Raw genomic sequence first — 16,831 nt, 5'->3', positions numbered from 1 at the left:
GGTTTCGGGCAAAGCAAATCCGAACCGGCGGCGGCCTTTTTTCGTTCATGAACGCAATGCTCCGTCACAGGCTGCTGGACATCAATTGTCGACGGTTCAAAGGTTCCCCTGTCTCCAAGGCAGGAATGCGCAAAAGTTGAACCGGCTCGTCTCAACGCTTATCTTAAGTGCATCGGGGACAAGAGAGCAGGCCTATGAACACGACTTTTGAAGATCTGGGATTCGAACCTGAATATCTCGGGCCCGAAGAAGAACAGACGAAAACCGTCAGGGAAAAACTGCTTTCAACGGCAAAGAAAGCGGCCCGGCAAATCCCCTTCATGGAAGATGTGGTCGCCGGGTATTACTGCGCGCTCGACCCCGCGACGCCCGCAAAAGTCCGTGTAACGGTCATTGCCGCACTCGCCTATTTCGTTCTGCCTCTGGACACCATTCCGGATTTTCTGATCGGAGTTGGGTTTGGCGACGATGCGACGGTGCTCATGGCGGCGATCGCCATGGTTCGCAGCCATATCCGCGATGACCACTATGACGCCGCCAAGGAAGCTCTGAAGGACGGAGACCTCTAAGGCTGGTTTTCCGCCTGCTTTCGCGGCTGCCAGCATCCGGACGTGCGTCCGGCTATCGCCCAGTAGACCAGTCCTGCAAGAAACCCGGCCGCAAGCGCAATGACGCTGCCGGGCCTTATATCCGAATTCTGACCGGCTGAACCGAGTGTCCAAAGCAGAAATGCGATGCCCCCGCCTGCGGCAAGATGAAACACGATCCCTTTAAGGCGTGCAAATTCGGCAACTGCAATCAACACACTTGCAGGGACCAGAGCTGCCGCACCGACGGCACTGGCGCTGACAAGGCCGGTTCCGACCATGGCACCAAATGCGACTGGATTCTCACCGGGATGCACGGACTGGAAAAAGCCCCAGGCAAGGAACAAACCACAGGCGATCAGCCCGAAGATGAAGCCGCAGACGATTTTCAGGAGTTGAACCAGAAACTTTGTGCCGTCCAATAGAGATCCCTCTTTTAAACTTCCCGACCGATCCCTAAGTGAGGTATCATCCGGAAAAATACAACACTTGGCTGCGATTGCCGCAGCCCAATCATCAAGACAGGAACCCCTTCTGGGCGAACAACCGGAAAGACTCAAAACCGCTTATTTCGGTTGACTTTTCGCCGGTTTCGCAGGAGTCTAGGGGACGGCGCTAGGACAAATGCAACGGAGACCTTGGTACATGAGTTCCGAGGTCTTTCGTGTATCTTGAAGAGCCAATGCCTGGTGCCAGGTTGAAACGATAGAGGAGTTAGCGACCATTCGCCGTCCGTTCCGCGCCCCGCCTCCCACAAAGGAAGGCCCGCGCACAAACCACGAAATTCGCGTTCGCGAAGTCCAGTTGATTGATCATGAAGGCGCCAACCGCGGTGTCATACCGACAGAAGAAGCGATGGATATCGCACTGGATGCGGGTCTGGATCTCGTAGAAATCCAGCCGAACGCAAATCCCCCGGTCTGCAAGATCCTGGACTATGGCCGGTATAAGTACCAGGCCCAGAAGAAAGCTGCAGAAGCCCGTAAAAAACAGAAGACCGTCGAGATCAAAGAGATCAAGATGCGTCCGAACATCGACACGCATGACTATGAAGTGAAGATGAAAAACATGCTGCGGTTCTTCAACGACGGCGACAAGGTGAAGGTCACACTCCGGTTCCGCGGTCGCGAAATGGCGCACCAGGACCTCGGCATGAATCTGTTGAACAAGGTCCGTGAGGAAACTTCAGAAATCGCCAAGGTTGAATCGTCACCCAAGCTGGAAGGCCGCCAGATGGTGATGGTTCTGGCTCCCATTAAATAGGCGAAGCAGAAATCTGAGATCATTGAACCCCGCTTCGGCGGGGTTTTTTATGATGACTACAATCCCACAATATCGAGGAGGAGCCGCATGATCATCCGTTTGTGGAGAGCCGTTGCCGGAAGCGAACAGGTCTTGGCGCGCTATGCGGACCATCTGAAACGAACCACATTCGTCGAGATGGCTGAGCTGCCGGGACATTTGGGGGCTGCTCTGGCTGTGAAAGTCAAAGGCAACGATCATGAACTGGTGGTCACAAGCCTCTGGTCGGACCTTGAGTCGGCTGCACATTTTGAAAAAGGTGCCTTTGACGACGCCGTCGTCAAACCGAGTACACAGAAGCTGCTCAAGTCATTCGACCTGAAGGTCGAGTATTTCGAGACAGTTGTCGCCACAGGGAAACTCGCGCAATAGACCGACCAACACGACCTCAGAGACGATTTGATCCTTACGTCTTTGCAAGATGGCCAAAGGCGGGATTGCCGAACCCAATCGATCAAAAAACCCCGCGATTGCGGGGTCTTTTTCATTGTCGGCTCAGAACTTGTAGCCGCGACTGGTTTAAGTCTTTTTTCTGCGTCGCGACGTCAGGAGCCCGATCCCGGCAAGACCGGAAATCAAGAGGACCGCTCCCGCGGGCAGGGGAACCGTGGTCGGTGTGCCGTTATAGTAGATCGACGCATGGGACAGCCCCTTTGACGACGACCAAATACCGGACAGCGGATCCGGGACCGTAAGATCGAGCAGGAACGCGCCGAAACCGTTCCCGGCCTTCAACGTAATGACGACATTTGTCAGACCCGCCAGCGTATCGATCGACCAGGTTCCGTTTTTCGCACCATTGGTAGGCCCGGTGACGAACTTGATCGTTCCATCCCCGGACGCCGTGTCGTCATTCTTGTCGGCGAGCACCCATCCCGTCATACCGAACAGCGGGAAAGACCCATCTATCTGGTTCGTGTCATTGCCGGAAAAACAGGCGGCTGATGTCGAATCACCGAGCGTATATGTCGCGGCGCTTGAACAACTCATCGGAACCGCTTGTGCAGGCCCGCTCGCAAAGCCGAATAGTGCACTGACGATAGCGATCACGAAAACGCCTGCCATTGAGCGTTTGAAAATACGCATACGCATAACTCCATAAAAATACTGATGGTAATTAAATTCTTAAAGGTAAGGCATGTCAAATTAATTCGAGTTAATTTTCAGGATGTTACGGTAATGTACAACCGATTAACTATTTTAGGTTGTGCATTCGCATAAACCTCCATTTTTGCGTTTGCTGCATTCCTTCGCCAGTTTGGGTTCGTTTTCTTCTTTTTGAAACGCAGATTTACCGGCACGTCATTGACATCCAGCGGAAAGCAATATGCCATCTCGCTTGCTCAACGGTGAAGGCCCAGAAAATCGGCTAAGTGACCCGGGCAAGCGCCACTGGTCTAAACGATGTCGACCCACCCGCCTTTTTCAGCAGAAGCGAAAATTGCGTCGAGAATTTTCATGTTCTGCAGCGCATCTTCGACACCGTAGGTCATGACCTTTTCACCCAGCACTGCGCGTCCGAAAACGTCGGCAAGTTCGGCATATTGATCGCACGGTTCAACGTTTTCGGTTGTCATCGATGCGTCGCCAAGGGCCGAGCCGTCGTCCATCCGAAGCTCGGTGGCCGCGCCCTGGGGGGCATTGAAGGGGATCGGGATTTCAAGACGTTTCCGGGTTCCAACGAGCTGCAACCGCTGATGCGCCGTCAGCTGTGTGGACACAGTGAAGGTAAGCTGGCGTCCTGCACCGAAATCCATGATCACGCTGGTGAACCGGTCTGTCCCGAAGTCCGGATCACGGTCAATCAGCGAAACGACCCGTTCCGGTTCTGCTTCAAAGAAATAGCGGCCGGCAAGCATGGTGTAGCAACCGATGTCCATCAGGGCACCGCCGCCCATATCGGCCCTGTTGCGGATATTGTCCGGGTCGTTGTTGAAGAAACTGAAAAAGCCCTGGATTGCATGTAGATCGCCTAGCTCTCCTGAGCGCACGATCTCGCGGGCCCGGATCCATTGCGGGTGCGTGCGCACCATGAAACCTTCCGCGACAAGGCGGTCTTTCGGCAGGTCGAGCAGTGTCGAGGCGTCTTCAGCGCTGAGAGCGATCGGTTTTTCGCAAAGGACATGCTTGCCGGCTTCGACAGCCTGCACGGTCACAGGAACATGCATGTGATTTGGAAGCGGGTTGTAGATTGCATCGATGTCCGGATCGCTGAAGAGGTCTTCATAGGAGCCGTATGCTTTTTCGATGCCAAGATCCTTAGCAACCGCGCTTGCCCTTTCGGCATCGCGAGAAGCAATGGCCGTAACAATCCCGGTTTGTGACGCCTGAATCCCGGGAATAACTTTTTCACGGCCGATCTTGGCGGTTGAAATGATCCCCCAGCGGACCTTTTTGCTGTCCATTTATGTTTCTCCCGTTCCCTAGGCACACTCTTCAGTTGGCACGAAAAAATCCCGGCCCGCAAGGCCGGGATGCGTTCCGGCGTAACCGGAGCTGATCACATACTGTCAAAATTTCTCAGGTACATAGAGATGTTCCGGAAGAACCTTGCGCTCATAGTCCGGATTGAACCGGCGCTCCGGCAGCGCGACCGGATCGTGCGGGACTTCCTCATAAGGAATTTGCGACAGAAGATGGCTGATGCAATTAAGGCGCGCCTGCTTCTTGTCGTTGCCTTCCACAATGAACCAGGGCGCCTCGGGAATGTTGGTGCGCTCGAAGGTCTCTTCCTTCGCTTTTGTATAATCTTCCCAGCGAATGCGTGATTCCAGATCCATCGGAGACAGTTTCCACTGTTTCAGCGGGTCGTGGATGCGCATCAGAAAGCGCAATTGCTGTTCCTCGTCCGTGATCGAGAACCAGTACTTGATCAGCCGGACCCCGGAGCGGACGATCATGCGTTCAAATTCCGGAACGTCGTTGAAAAACTGTTCGACCTGGTCTTCGGTTGCAAACCCCATGACCCGTTCAACGCCGGACCGGTTGTACCAGGAACGGTCGAACATGACGATTTCGCCTGCAGCCGGCAGATGCGGGACGTAGCGTTGGAAGTACCACTGCGACTTTTCACGCTCCGTCGGCGCCGGCAGGGCAACGACACGCGCAACGCGGGGGTTCAGGCGCTGCGTAATGCGCTTGATCACACCGCCCTTTCCAGCTGCGTCACGGCCTTCGAAAATGACGACGATTTTCTCGCCGGTGTGCTGAACCCAGTCCTGCAGCTTCACCAGTTCGGCTTGCAATCTCAGCAGTTCGTGGAAGTAGGTGTTCCGGTCGATCGGTGACTTGTGCTTTTTGTCCGAGATGAACTGAAGATCCTTTGCGACCAGATTGTCGTCGATCTCCATTTCAAGTTCTTCATCTAGGGAATCCGCCCATTCGGCTTCAACCCAACTCTTTGCGCTTTCTTCAGTCATCAATCGGTCCTTTTGAAACGTCTCGAACGGTGAAACTCTGAAAGAGTGTGAACAGCTTAACCATGTAAGTTTTTTGACAGTTTAACCAGTTAGCGGTCCTTGATCCTTCTCAAAGGCAGCCAGGGAGGTCTTCTTTGCTTGAAAATGAATGAACGTTCATTTATACCTGACTTCAGGAGGAACAAATGTCTGTATCGGCGGAAAGGTCAGAGTCCCGGTCCAAAGGGCAGGAGACCGCGCACCGCGTGCGCAAGGCGGCTCTGAAACGCTTTGCCAGTACCGGTTACGCTGCGGTTTCCATGCGTGAGATCGCGACCGATGTCGGTGTCCGGCCAGGGGCGCTGTACAACCACTTCCCAACCAAGCAGGACATTTTGAAAGACCTGATGCTGACCCACATGGCCGAGCTCCTTGCAGCGTGGCGATCAGCGGTTTTTCCCGTGGCCATGGATCCGCTCGAACGGTTTGTCCGCTTTCACATCCGCTATCACCTGGAGCGCGCGGACGAAGTGTTCATCTCATACATGGAACTGCGCAATCTGGAACCCGAGAACTTCAGGACCGTCGAGAAAGAACGGCGCAGCTATGAAGCGGTTCTGACGTCGATCCTCGAAGAAGGTTCGGCCGCCGGTCGCTACGACGTCGAGGATCCGAAAGTCACGACCAGAGCCATCATTGCGATGCTCACGGGCATCCCGACCTGGTACCGGGAAGGTGGACGGCTTGGGGAACACGAGATCGGGGACCTCTACCTGACGATGGTGCGCAAGGCGGTCGCACCGGAAGAAAAAGACCTGCAAAGGGAGAACGGATGACATGAGCATCCTGAAATCGAACCTGTCATCCAGAAGCAGTGAATTTGCCGCCAACAAGGCCGCACACGAAACGGCGATGGATGCCGTGCGTACTGCGGCGCGGTCAGCGCTGGACGGTGGCGGCGAGACTGCGCGCACCCGCCATGTTTCCCGCGGCAAAATTCTTCCCCGGGAGCGTGTGTCGCGCCTTCTTGATCCCGGGTCTCCATTTCTGGAGGTCGGCATGCTCGCTGCCCACGACTTGTATGAAGGCGCCGCACCCTCTGCCGGAATGATCGCCGGCATCGGCCGGGTGGAGGGCCAGGAGGTCATGATCCTCGCCAATGACGCGACCGTCAAAGGCGGCACCTATTATCCGATGTCGGTCAAGAAACACCTGCGTGCCCAGGAGATCGCCTTAGAAAACAATCTGCCTTGCATTTATCTCGTGGATTCAGGCGGCGCCAACCTGCCCAATCAGGACGAGGTCTTTCCGGACCGGGATCATTTTGGCCGGATATTTTATAATCAGGCGAACATGTCAGCCAAGGGCATTGCGCAGATCGCCGTTGTCATGGGGTCCTGTACCGCAGGTGGTGCCTATGTTCCGGCAATGTCGGACGAAACCATCATCGTCAAGAACCAGGGCACGATCTTTCTGGCAGGCCCCCCGCTTGTGAAAGCGGCAACGGGCGAGGAAGTCTCGGCAGAAGATCTTGGTGGCGGCGACGTTCACACGCGCCTGTCCGGTGTTGCCGACCATCTTGCACGTGACGACGCACACGCGCTCGCGCTCGCAAGACGCGCCATCGCCAGCCTGAACCGGTCAAAGACCTCGCAGGTAGCACTGGAAACGCCCGAGGACCCGCTTTACGACCCGGACGAAATCCTCGGTGTTGTCCCAGCGGATCTGAAGACGCCTTACGACATCCGGGAAGTCATCGCCCGTGTCGTCGACGGGTCAAGGTTCGATGAATTCAAGGCGCGCTACGGCACGACCCTGGTCTGCGGGTTCGCGCATATTCACGGCATGCCGGTCGGCATCATTGCCAACAACGGCGTCCTCTTTTCCGAAAGCGCGGTCAAGGGTGCGCATTTCGTTGAGCTCTGCTCCCAGCGCAAGGTACCGCTGGTGTTCCTGCAGAACATCACCGGCTTCATGGTCGGCCGGAAATATGAAAGTGGCGGCATCGCCAAGGACGGCGCTAAACTTGTAACGGCGGTCGCCACCACGTCCGTCCCGAAAATCACGATGCTCGTCGGCGGCTCCTTCGGTGCCGGAAACTACGGCATGTGCGGGCGTGCCTATTCGCCGCGCTTCCTCTGGACATGGCCGAATTCCCGCATTTCGGTGATGGGGGGTGAGCAGGCGGCCGGTGTTCTGGCAACGGTCCGCCGCGACGGCATCGAACGAAAAGGGGGAAGCTGGTCGGCAGAGGAAGAACAGTCGTTCAAGCAGCCCATCATCGACCAGTTCGAGGAACAGGGGCATCCGCTTTATGCCACGGCACGTCTTTGGGACGACGGCATCGTCGACCCGCGCAAGACGCGCGACATTCTGGGTCTTTCCCTCTCAGCGGCCCTGAACGCGCCGATCGAGGACACCCGCTTCGGTCTCTTCAGGATGTGAGTAAGATGGATCTTAAGCACCTCAAGGAGACCTATCCCGGCGCCACGACATTCAAGTTTGGCGACGGGGAAGAGCTGAGCAGCCATCTGATCGCACTTGTCCGGGCCGGCACGAAAACCGCGACCTGTGGCGCACTACGCGATTTTGAAGCCGGCGGGGAAACCATGCCGGAGGTAGGGCGTAGGGACATAGCCCTCGATTGGGACGGAACGCCGGCGCTTGTCATTGAGACGCTTGACATCAAAACCATGCGGTTTTGTGACGTTCCCGAAGACTTCGCCCTGGCCGAAGGCGAGAACGTTGACCTCGCGGGCTGGCGCAAGGATCATCAGGCCTTTTTCGAGCGGAACGGCGGCTTTGATCCAGAAATGTGGCTGGTCTGCGAACGCTTCAGGGTGGTCCGGGATCTTCAGGAAGTGCAGCGTGAAGGATAAGCCATGAGCCGGATCGAGACGCATATCGGAGATATCACGCAGCTTGAAGTTGACGCTATCGTCAATGCGGCCAACTCTTCCCTGCTTGGCGGGGGCGGTGTCGACGGCGCGATCCACCGCGCCGCGGGGCCGGAGCTCGTCCAGGAATGCCGGCTCTTGAACGGCTGCAAAACGGGTGAGGCGAAGATTACGGCCGGGTACAGATTGCCGGCAAAGCACGTCATTCACACGGTCGGCCCTGTCTGGCGGGGTGGCAATGAAGGCGAGCCCGCCCTGCTCGCAAGCTGTTATGAGACAAGCCTCCGGCTGGCAGCGGCCAACAGCTGCGAGACAGTTGCCTTCCCGGCAATTTCCACCGGGATCTTTGGTTATCCGGCGGATCTTGCGGCCGATATTGCGGTCAAAACCGTCAGGGCCACTTTGGCCAGTCTGCCCGAAATCAAAACCGTCACGCTTGTCGCATTTGATGATCAGAGCCATGCCCTTTTGCAGGCAGCGCTTGAGAGGAAAGAAGACTGATGTTCAAGAAAATCCTCGTCGCCAATCGCGGTGAAATCGCCTGCCGGGTGATCGCGACCGCAAAGAAACTCGGGATCAGGACTGTTGCCGTCTTTTCGGATGCTGACGCGAATGCCAAACACGTGGCAATGGCGGACGAAGCCTTTCGGATCGGTCCCGCGCCGGTCGCTGAAAGCTACCTCAAGACTGACACGATCATCGAAGCCTGCAGGCAAAGCGGAGCACAAGCTGTACATCCCGGCTATGGTTTTCTTTCGGAGAACCCGGACTTCGTCGAAGCCCTTGAAAAGGCAGGCATTACCTTCATCGGTCCCAGTGCGAAATCCATTCGGGCCATGGGCCTGAAAGACGCCGCCAAGGCGCTGATGGAACAGGCGGATGTTCCCGTCGTGCCCGGCTATCATGGCGACAACCAGGACCCCGTGTTCTTGAAAGATCAAGCCGGCGAGATCGGGTACCCGGTTCTGATCAAGGCACGCGCAGGCGGCGGCGGCAAAGGCATGCGCCGCGTCGACGATCCGCAGGATTTTCTGGACGCATTGTCGGGCGCGCAGCGCGAAGGGGAAGCCAGTTTCGGCGACGGCCGTGTCCTCATCGAAAAATACCTGACCAAGCCGCGCCACATCGAGATCCAGGTGTTTGGCGACAGTCACGGAAATGCCGTGCATCTGTTCGAGCGCGACTGTTCCCTGCAGCGCCGCCACCAGAAGGTCATCGAGGAGGCCCCTGCCCCCGGCATGCCGGATGAAATGCGCAAGATCATGGGTGACGCGGCCGTGAAGGCTGCAAAAGCGATCGACTATTCGGGAGCTGGAACGATCGAATTCATCGCCGATGTTTCGGACGGTTTGCGCGCTGACCGCTTTTATTTCATGGAAATGAACACAAGACTTCAGGTCGAACACCCGGTGACTGAGTTGATCACCGGGGAGGATCTGGTCGAGTGGCAGCTCCGCGTCGCTTTCGGTGAAACATTGCCCAAAAGGCAGGATGAGTTGGCGTTCAGCGGATGGGCTTTCGAGGCCCGTCTCTATGCCGAAGATGCGCCCAAAGGCTTTCTGCCCGCTATCGGCACGCTGGACCATCTTTCATTGCCGGAAAAAAGCGCGCGTGTGGACAGCGGTGTTCGCTCCGGTGACGAAATCACGCCCTTCTACGATCCAATGATCGCCAAGATTATTGTACACGGCCCGACAAGAGACGCAGCGCTCGGCAAACTTCTGGCAGCGCTGGAAGCAACGGAAGTGGCAGGCTGTGTCACGAATGCAGGTTTTCTGGCGGCACTATGCAGACACAAGGGTTTCGCGAGCGGAGACGTTGATACCGGGCTCATCGACCGCGACTTGGAAGAGCTGGTCGAAGAGCCCTCTGTCCCCGAAGACGCTGTTGCACTCGCCGCACTCGCAGCACTCGGCCTTACCAAACCAGCCAGCGGGAATGATCCGTTCGAAACGCTTGCCGGATGGCGCATCTGGAGCGCATCCCGGCAGTTTGCGCTTTTGGACATCGGCAGCGACCGGAGGGACGTTGAGGTTCGCGCACTTGGAAGTCGCCGGTTTGAGGTTCATCTCACAGAAGGTGAGAGGATCTTTACAGTCGTCAAAGTTGATGGAAACGCAATAACTTACGACTGCGAAGGCCATCGTGCGAGTGCTGTAGTCGTTTGCAGTGGTGATGGCCTGACCGTATTCCAGAACGGTCACGCTTTTTCCATCGGCTTACCGGACATGCTCGGCAGCGATGATGATGCGGCAGGGACTGGTGATCAGGTCATCGCGCCCATGCCGGGCCTTGTGAAAGTTCTGTCCGCGGGCAACGGCGACACAGTTTCCAAGGACCAGCCCCTGGTCATTCTTGAAGCAATGAAGATGGAGCATACGCTCAAAGCTCCGCGCGACGGGATGATCGGTGAAGTCTTCGTGGCGGAGGGTGAACAGGTCACCGATGGCACGGTTCTGCTGGCACTCGTGGAGGATGCCGATGCTGCTGCCTGAGGCGGAAAGTTATGAGGATCTGACCCGGAAATTTCGCTGGAATATCCCCCAAAAGTTCAACATGGGCGTTGCCGTGTGCGACGCCTGGGCGGATCGGGAACCGGCACGGGAAGCACTGGTCTATGTGGAAGAGAACGGTGATACGGCCCGCTACAGCTATGCGGACCTTCGCCGCCTGTCGAACCAGTTGGCCAATCTTCTTGCGGATCGCGGCGTTCTGCCGGGTGACCGGATCGGAGTGCTTTTGCCGCAGCGCCCCGAGACGGCCTTTGCACATATTGCTGCGCTGAAACTGGGGGCGATCACCATTCCTCTTTTCACGCTTTTCGGAGAAGAGGCACTGGAATACCGGTTGCGCGATTCCGGCGCGAAGGTAGTGATCACCGATGCGAGCGGCGCTGCAAAACTCGCGAAGCTTGGCGACCACCTGCCGCAACTGACCACTATTTTTTGTGTCGATGGAGAAGATGGTGCCGCACAGGATCTGGCCAGCCACATGGCCGGACATCAGGACACGTTCACCCCCTTCGAGACCGCCGTCGAGGATCCCGCGATTATCATCTATACTTCTGGAACAACGGGCCAGCCCAAGGGCGCACTTCATGCGCACAGGGTCCTGCTCGGCCATCTGCCAGGTGTCGAGATGAGCCACGACTTTCTCGGTCAACCGGGTGATCGGATCTGGACGCCCGCTGATTGGGCGTGGATCGGCGGCTTGCTCGATGTGCTCATGCCGGCGCTTTTTTTGGGTGTTCCCGTCGTCGCCTGCCGCTTCGGCAAATTCACAGCGGAGGCTGCCTTTCAGCTTCTTGAGAACCAGAAGATCCGCAATACCTTCCTGCCTCCGACAGCCCTGAAGATGATGCGGCAGGTTCCGGACATAGGAGACCGCTGGCATTTCGATCTGCGTTCCGTTGCGTCCGGTGGCGAAACCCTCGGCGCCGAGCTGATTGCATGGGGCCGCAAGACCTTCGGGCTGACCATCAACGAGTTCTATGGCCAGACCGAATGCAACATGATCGTCTCCAGCTGTAGCCGTATCATGGAATCCCGTCCGGGGATCATGGGACGTGCGGTGCCGGGCCATGAAGTTGCGGTCGTGGACGATACGGGCGCAATTCTGCCGGCAAATACGCTTGGAAACATAGCCGTGAAACGTCCGGATCCAGTCATGTTTCTGAAATACTGGAACAATCCCGAGGCAACGGAAAAGAAATTTGCCGGCGACTGGTTGCTGACAGGTGACACTGGGCTTGAGGACGACGACGGCTGGCTGCAATTCGTCGGCCGGGACGACGATGTCATCACGTCCTCTGGTTATCGTATCGGACCTGGCGAAATCGAGGACTGTCTTATCCGCCATCCCGCAGTCGCGCTGGCTGGTGTTGTTGGCAAGCCGGACCAACAGCGTACCGAAATCGTCAAGGCCTATATCGTCCTGAAAGAAGGCTTCGAGCCGACCGAAGCTCTGGGCAAGGAGATTGCGGATTTCGTCAAGACACGCCTTGCCGCCCATGAATATCCACGCGAAGTCGCCTTTGTGGATGCCTTGCCGATGACGACCACCGGAAAGGTTATCCGGAAGGAACTCAGGGCACGTGCTGAGCAGGAAGGGTGACAAATCTGGACAAGCCTGTAACCAAAGTTTTTTCTGCAAAATGAGCACACCGATGTCCGAATTCATCACAATCTTCGAAATGGGTCCGCGCGACGGGCTTCAGAATGAAAAGCGCTTTGTTCCAACCGAGCAGAAAATCGAGCTCGTCGACGGGCTGTCGGACTGCGGCTTCCGCAAGATCGAAGTGACCAGTTTCGTTAGCCCGAAATGGGTGCCTCAGATGGCCGACGCCCAGGAGGTTATGGAGAGCATCTACCGCCATCCGGCCGTTGTCTATTCGGTGCTGACACCGAACGTGAAAGGCTATACCGCCGCCCGCAAGGCATCGACCGACGAGGTTGCGATATTCGGCTCCGCGTCCGAGGGTTTTTCGAAAAAGAACATCAACTGCTCGGTGGCCGAAAGCATTGAGCGTTTCAAACCCCTTCTCGACAAGGCGCATCATGATGAAATGCCGGTGCGCGGCTACGTTTCCTGCGTCACCGATTGTCCCTATGACGGCCCGACCCCGCCGCAAAAGGTTGCCGATGTTGCCGGGCTCCTGTTCGAGCTCGGCTGTTATGAAATTTCGCTTGGCGATACGATCGGTGCCGGTACGCCCGAAACCATCTCAAGGATGCTGGATGCCGTTCTTGAAGTCGTGCCGGCAGACAAACTGGCAGGCCACTATCACGACACCAAGGCACGCGCACTGGAGAATATTGAGGTCAGCCTCGAACGTGGCCTGCGCACTTTCGACAGTGCTGTCGGCGGACTGGGAGGCTGCCCCTATGCGCCCGGTGCAAAAGGCAATGTCGCAACGGAGGCGGTTGTTGCGCTCGTGGAAGGCAAGGGATTTGAGACGGGCATTCGAACCGACCGGCTGGCCGAAGTCTCCGAGTTCGCGCGCAGTCTGAGGAGCGACACAGCATGAGTTTTGAAACCATTTCCATAGCGACGGATGATCGCGGCGTTGCCACACTCACGCTCAACCGGCCTGAAAAGCACAACGCTTTCTCCGCGATGATGATTTCAGACCTTACGGACGCAGCCGGGCGTCTTGGGGCTGACCCCGAAATCCGAGCAATCATACTGACGGGCGCAGGCACAAGTTTCTGCGCCGGCGGAGATCTTGGGTGGATGCGCGAGCAGTTCGAGGCGGACCGGCAGACCCGGATGGCTGAAGCCCGCAAACTGGCGATGATGCTGAAGGCGCTGAATGAGCTGCCGAAACCCTTGATCGGCCGCGTTCAGGGCCAGGCTTTTGGTGGCGGCATCGGCATGATGAGCGTCTGCGATACGGTCGTTGCGGTTGACACGGCCAAATTCGGACTGACCGAGGTGCGGCTTGGTCTGATCCCCGCAACAATCAGCCCTTACGTGCTTGCGCGGATGGGCGAAGCCAAGGCGCGCCGGGTGTTCATGTCTGCCCGAATTTTTGGGGCGCACGAGGCGGCCAAACTCGACCTTGTTGCAAAAGTCGTGTCCGGAGAGGATCTGGATTTGGCAGTTGAAAGTGAAGTCAGGCCTTATTTGGGCGCAGCGCCATCTGCGGTCGCCGCATCAAAAGCTCTGGCGCGCTCTCTTGGGCCTGCGATTACGCCCGACATCATTGAGGATACGATCCGACGGCTCGCCGATGTCTGGGAGACACCTGAAGCACATGAGGGAATTTCCGCTTTCTTCGAAAAGAGAAAGCCAACCTGGGCGGCTGGCTGATCAGGAAGTCGCCTGCCGCCGTGCGTGTTCAATCAAGGCTGCGATACGTGCAACCTCAACCTGTTCCTCGGGCTTCGCTGCGTCGGATTCCGGTCCGCCATACATGCGCTCCCTGCGGCGGCGGATTTTCTTGCGCTGCCACTCGCTGATGCCTTCCGGCAACTCGATGCCCGCCCGGTCCATGCCGATAAGAATGCGCTGCAGGTCTGGAATGAGTTCGGATGAAATTGTGAAAGTGCCGCTGACGGGGTGTTTCAAGACGAGTGTCTTGGTGCTTTGCTCACCGTTCAACAGGACTGCCTTCTTGTGCCCGATCGATCCGATTGTCGACTGAAACCAGGCAACCCAGCCGGAAGCCTCCCAGAGCCGGACACTGACTTGCTTTAGCTCCTCGTAGGGAACGCGCGCACGCCGCCCAAACTGCGTGAATTCAAACCCATTGCCGAAAAAGCGGACCCAGGACGTTTCCTGCCGCACTGCCACTGCGAAGAACAGGAAGGACGCGCTAGCCGGAACAAGCGCCAACAGAGCGGCAAGCGCTAATCCGCCCGTCGCGCTCACCATTCCAAGAATGGCTATGGAAAAGAACACAATTCCAAAACCAAAACCGATTGCGTCCAGAACCATAACGGAAGGTTTGGAAACTGGTTTCACCGCGCCAGAAGGCATCGACGGTTTCGGAAGTGCAGCGTAGATGCCGGCCGCCGCCAACAGGCAAACGAGGCCGCTCAAAAAGGATATGAAGAAAAAGCCGCCAACAATCGCAAGGACGCTAAGGCTTAATGGTATCACACGACGAATAAATTCAATCTTGGCCGTTTTGCCCAAACCGCTCTCCATGCGTTTAAACAGCGGATCCGTAACAAACTGGGGAGACTTACTGATTCTTCCATTGAATCAACTGAGCGAAATTAAATCAAGAATGAGATGAATCTATCCAGAAACAATGTAAGCGGTTTGGCGAATGTACACGCCAAAACTAGATTAAATTTAGAACCAATTCCCAGCTAAACGGATCGATAGATCCATATAAATATTTGACTTAATTAATGAATTTTATTTTTCCATGTTACTCAACTGGCAGATTTAAGCGAGCTGTGTGCAAACTCTTCACCGATCCAGTTCAAGAACGCCTCTGAGGCCGGTGTCCGGGCGTGCGCGGATGGCGGGAAAAGAAAGTAAGCTTCGGCAAGTGGCGCCGAATGCTCAAACGGTCTTACCAGCGACCCGTCTTCCAGCAGATCCCGCACCAGCAGGTCATGCGCCATCGACAGCCCGGCCCCTCGCATGGCTGCCGTAATGGCAATGACGTAAGTCGACGCCAGGTTGACCTCGTCATCGCGATGAAAGGCCTCTCCCCTTGTCTTGTACCAGGTACTCCATGTGGCCGTCGTGCCAGCGCAATCAAACAGCTTTGCGGTCTCAAGGTCTGGAGCCCCGCCTTGATACTCCGGCGCGCACACCGGAAAGCATCTGTCCGTCGCCAGGCACTCTGCGGTAGCGGACATCTCTTCCGGGCGGCCGAAGCGGATCTCAATTGTTGCATTCGCAGCATGGCGCTCCGGATCCCAGATCGGCGTCACGATGTTCAGGACAAGCCAGGGATTTGCCTCATAAAGCCGTTTCAGTCTGGGTGCGAGCCAGAAGACAGAAAATGCCATGTTGCATTGAAGTGTGAGATTGGTTCCCTTGTCCGCGCCAATGAATGTCTGTGTGCTGCTGGAAATGAGATCAAAGGCCTCGCGCAGGCTCGGCAGGTAATTGCCGCCATCCTCTGTCAACTCCAGTGCCCTTGTCTTCCTTACAAAAAGATCCCGGCCGAGATAGGATTCAAGGCTTCGCACGTGCTGACTGACCGCCGACTGGGTCAAATGAAGTTCAGCTGCCGCACGCGTGAAACTGAGGTGTCGCGCCGAGGCTTCAAAAGCCCTCAGCCAGGTCAACGGGGGCAAATTGGACTGTGGCATTCTACGCATAACCTATACATTAATTTTCTTAATGTCATAACTTCGAATCGATTGATTGTCAGCATCCTGAAAGCTTGAGAGGATGCGGAAACCGGACGAGGGAGTCGTGACATGTTGCAGATCGCCGAAAACAGCAATCTCACCAACTGGCAGGAGCGCGTTGATATGGCAGCGGCGTTCCGCTGGACCGCGCGGCTGAATATGCACGAGGCTGTCGCCAACCATTTCAGTCTTGCCGTCAATGACGACGGCACGCAGTTCCTGACGAACCCCAACCAGATGCATTTCAGCCGTATCAAGGCGTCGGACATGTTGCTTCTCGATGCAAACGATCCGTCGACAATGGAGGGGCCGGATGCACCGGATCCGACGGCCTGGGGCCTCCATGGGTCCATTCATCGGCTGTGTCCGCACGCACGCTGCGTGATGCATGTTCATTCGATCCATGCCACGGTTCTGGCATGCCTGAAGGACAGCACCCTGCCTCCGATCGATCAGAATGCGGCGACATTCTACGGGCGCCAGGTCGTCGATGAGGGCTATGGCGGGCTTGCCTTTGACGATGAAGGTGCACGCTGCGCCGCGTTGCTGACCGACCCGAAGGTCAAGACGATGATCATGGGCAACCACGGCGTCCTGATTATCGGCGACACGGTCGGCGACACGTTCAACCGTCTCTTCTATTTCGAGCGCGCTGCCGAAACCTATATCCGCGCCCTCCAGACGGGCCAGCCGCTGCGGATACTTCCGCATGATATTGCCGAGAAGACGGCACAGGAACTGGAAGACTATCCAGGCCAGTCGGAACGCCATCTGAACGAGCTCAAAGCCATTCTCGACAGCGAAAACTCTGACTACGCGAGCTGAAA

General features: G+C 56.8%; 18 protein-coding genes. 12 read left to right on the top strand and 6 right to left on the bottom strand.

Annotation, left to right across the window (positions count from 1 at the left end):
- Positions 1 to 194 precede the first annotated feature (194 nt).
- Complete coding sequence (locus Q0915_RS22295) at positions 195 to 569, top strand: YkvA family protein (protein ID WP_299478989.1); 375 nt, start codon at positions 195 to 197, stop codon at positions 567 to 569.
- Here Q0915_RS22295 and Q0915_RS22290 read toward each other — a convergent pair.
- Complete coding sequence (locus Q0915_RS22290; RefSeq protein WP_299478986.1) at positions 566 to 1,009, bottom strand: translation initiation factor IF-3; 444 nt, start codon at positions 1,007 to 1,009, stop codon at positions 566 to 568. The two genes, Q0915_RS22295 and Q0915_RS22290, sit on opposite strands and share 4 nt — an antisense overlap.
- A gap of 301 nt (positions 1,010 to 1,310) precedes the next feature.
- Here Q0915_RS22290 and infC point away from each other — a divergent pair, with 301 nt between their 5' ends.
- Complete coding sequence (infC, locus tag Q0915_RS22285) at positions 1,311 to 1,850, top strand: translation initiation factor IF-3 (RefSeq protein ID WP_299479180.1); 540 nt, start codon at positions 1,311 to 1,313, stop codon at positions 1,848 to 1,850.
- 87 nt (positions 1,851 to 1,937) lie between these two features.
- On the top strand, positions 1,938 to 2,261 hold the full coding sequence (locus Q0915_RS22280; protein ID WP_299478983.1) for a hypothetical protein: 324 nt from the start codon (positions 1,938 to 1,940) through the stop codon (positions 2,259 to 2,261).
- A 147-nt stretch (positions 2,262 to 2,408) separates the two neighbouring features.
- On the opposite strand, the gene Q0915_RS22275 is transcribed toward Q0915_RS22280, so the two are convergent.
- The 3 genes from Q0915_RS22275 to ppk2 all read right to left on the bottom strand — a co-directional run bounded on the left by Q0915_RS22275 (position 2,409) and on the right by ppk2 (position 5,308).
- Entirely contained in the window at positions 2,409 to 2,975 is a 567-nt protein-coding gene (locus tag Q0915_RS22275; protein WP_299478981.1) for a VPLPA-CTERM sorting domain-containing protein, read from the bottom strand.
- Positions 2,976 to 3,286: 311 nt separating this feature from the next.
- Positions 3,287 to 4,294, bottom strand: a complete 1,008-nt coding sequence (locus Q0915_RS22270; protein ID WP_299478979.1) for a Gfo/Idh/MocA family oxidoreductase — start codon at positions 4,292 to 4,294, stop codon at positions 3,287 to 3,289.
- Between the two features lie 105 nt (positions 4,295 to 4,399).
- Positions 4,400 to 5,308, bottom strand: coding sequence for a polyphosphate kinase 2 (gene ppk2, locus Q0915_RS22265; RefSeq protein ID WP_299478977.1), 909 nt, complete (start codon positions 5,306 to 5,308; stop codon positions 4,400 to 4,402).
- A gap of 185 nt (positions 5,309 to 5,493) precedes the next feature.
- On the opposite strand from ppk2, the gene Q0915_RS22260 reads away from it, so the two are divergent.
- The 8 genes from Q0915_RS22260 to Q0915_RS22225 are packed head-to-tail and all read left to right on the top strand — an operon-like array spanning position 5,494 to position 13,995.
- Positions 5,494 to 6,123: a TetR/AcrR family transcriptional regulator gene (locus tag Q0915_RS22260; protein WP_299478974.1), complete on the top strand. Its 630-nt coding sequence runs from the start codon at positions 5,494 to 5,496 to the stop codon at positions 6,121 to 6,123.
- Position 6,124: 1 nt separating this feature from the next.
- Positions 6,125 to 7,732 (top strand): carboxyl transferase domain-containing protein, encoded by a 1,608-nt coding sequence (locus Q0915_RS22255; RefSeq protein ID WP_299478971.1) that lies wholly within the window; start codon positions 6,125 to 6,127, stop codon positions 7,730 to 7,732.
- 5 nt (positions 7,733 to 7,737) lie between these two features.
- Positions 7,738 to 8,166 (top strand): ASCH domain-containing protein, encoded by a 429-nt coding sequence (locus Q0915_RS22250; RefSeq protein WP_299478969.1) that lies wholly within the window; start codon positions 7,738 to 7,740, stop codon positions 8,164 to 8,166.
- 3 nt (positions 8,167 to 8,169) lie between these two features.
- A complete protein-coding gene (locus Q0915_RS22245; protein ID WP_299478967.1) occupies positions 8,170 to 8,685 on the top strand; it encodes an O-acetyl-ADP-ribose deacetylase in 516 nt (171 codons plus the stop codon).
- Positions 8,685 to 10,679 (top strand): acetyl/propionyl/methylcrotonyl-CoA carboxylase subunit alpha, encoded by a 1,995-nt coding sequence (locus tag Q0915_RS22240; RefSeq protein WP_299478964.1) that lies wholly within the window; start codon positions 8,685 to 8,687, stop codon positions 10,677 to 10,679. The genes Q0915_RS22245 and Q0915_RS22240 overlap by 1 nt, the downstream gene beginning before the upstream one ends.
- On the top strand, positions 10,666 to 12,297 hold the full coding sequence (locus Q0915_RS22235; RefSeq protein ID WP_299478961.1) for an acyl-CoA synthetase: 1,632 nt from the start codon (positions 10,666 to 10,668) through the stop codon (positions 12,295 to 12,297). The genes Q0915_RS22240 and Q0915_RS22235 overlap by 14 nt, the downstream gene beginning before the upstream one ends.
- A 52-nt stretch (positions 12,298 to 12,349) precedes the next feature.
- Positions 12,350 to 13,210, top strand: coding sequence for a hydroxymethylglutaryl-CoA lyase (locus Q0915_RS22230; protein WP_299478958.1), 861 nt, complete (start codon positions 12,350 to 12,352; stop codon positions 13,208 to 13,210).
- Positions 13,207 to 13,995 carry a crotonase/enoyl-CoA hydratase family protein gene (locus tag Q0915_RS22225; protein WP_299478955.1) on the top strand — a complete coding sequence of 263 codons (789 nt, stop codon included), beginning with the start codon at positions 13,207 to 13,209 and terminating at the stop codon, positions 13,993 to 13,995. Before Q0915_RS22230 ends, Q0915_RS22225 begins: the two co-directional genes overlap by 4 nt.
- Here the strand turns inward: Q0915_RS22225 and Q0915_RS22220 are convergent, their stop codons facing one another.
- Positions 13,996 to 14,823: a hypothetical protein gene (locus Q0915_RS22220; RefSeq protein ID WP_299478952.1), complete on the bottom strand. Its 828-nt coding sequence runs from the start codon at positions 14,821 to 14,823 to the stop codon at positions 13,996 to 13,998.
- 245 nt (positions 14,824 to 15,068) lie between these two features.
- The gene (locus tag Q0915_RS22215) at positions 15,069 to 15,962 is read right to left on the bottom strand and encodes a LysR family transcriptional regulator (protein ID WP_299478949.1); all 894 of its coding nucleotides are present in this window, start codon (positions 15,960 to 15,962) and stop codon (positions 15,069 to 15,071) included.
- 111 nt (positions 15,963 to 16,073) lie between these two features.
- Between Q0915_RS22215 and Q0915_RS22210 the strand changes: the two genes are divergently transcribed.
- Positions 16,074 to 16,829 (top strand): class II aldolase and adducin N-terminal domain-containing protein, encoded by a 756-nt coding sequence (locus tag Q0915_RS22210; RefSeq protein ID WP_299478947.1) that lies wholly within the window; start codon positions 16,074 to 16,076, stop codon positions 16,827 to 16,829.
- The last annotated feature ends 2 nt before the right edge of the window (positions 16,830 to 16,831 follow it).

The organism is uncultured Roseibium sp., assembly GCF_947494555.1.
Lineage (GTDB): Bacteria > Pseudomonadota > Alphaproteobacteria > Rhizobiales > Stappiaceae > Roseibium.
Note: the sequence above shows the minus strand (reverse complement) of the source record. Positions and strands in the feature narration are given on the sequence as shown.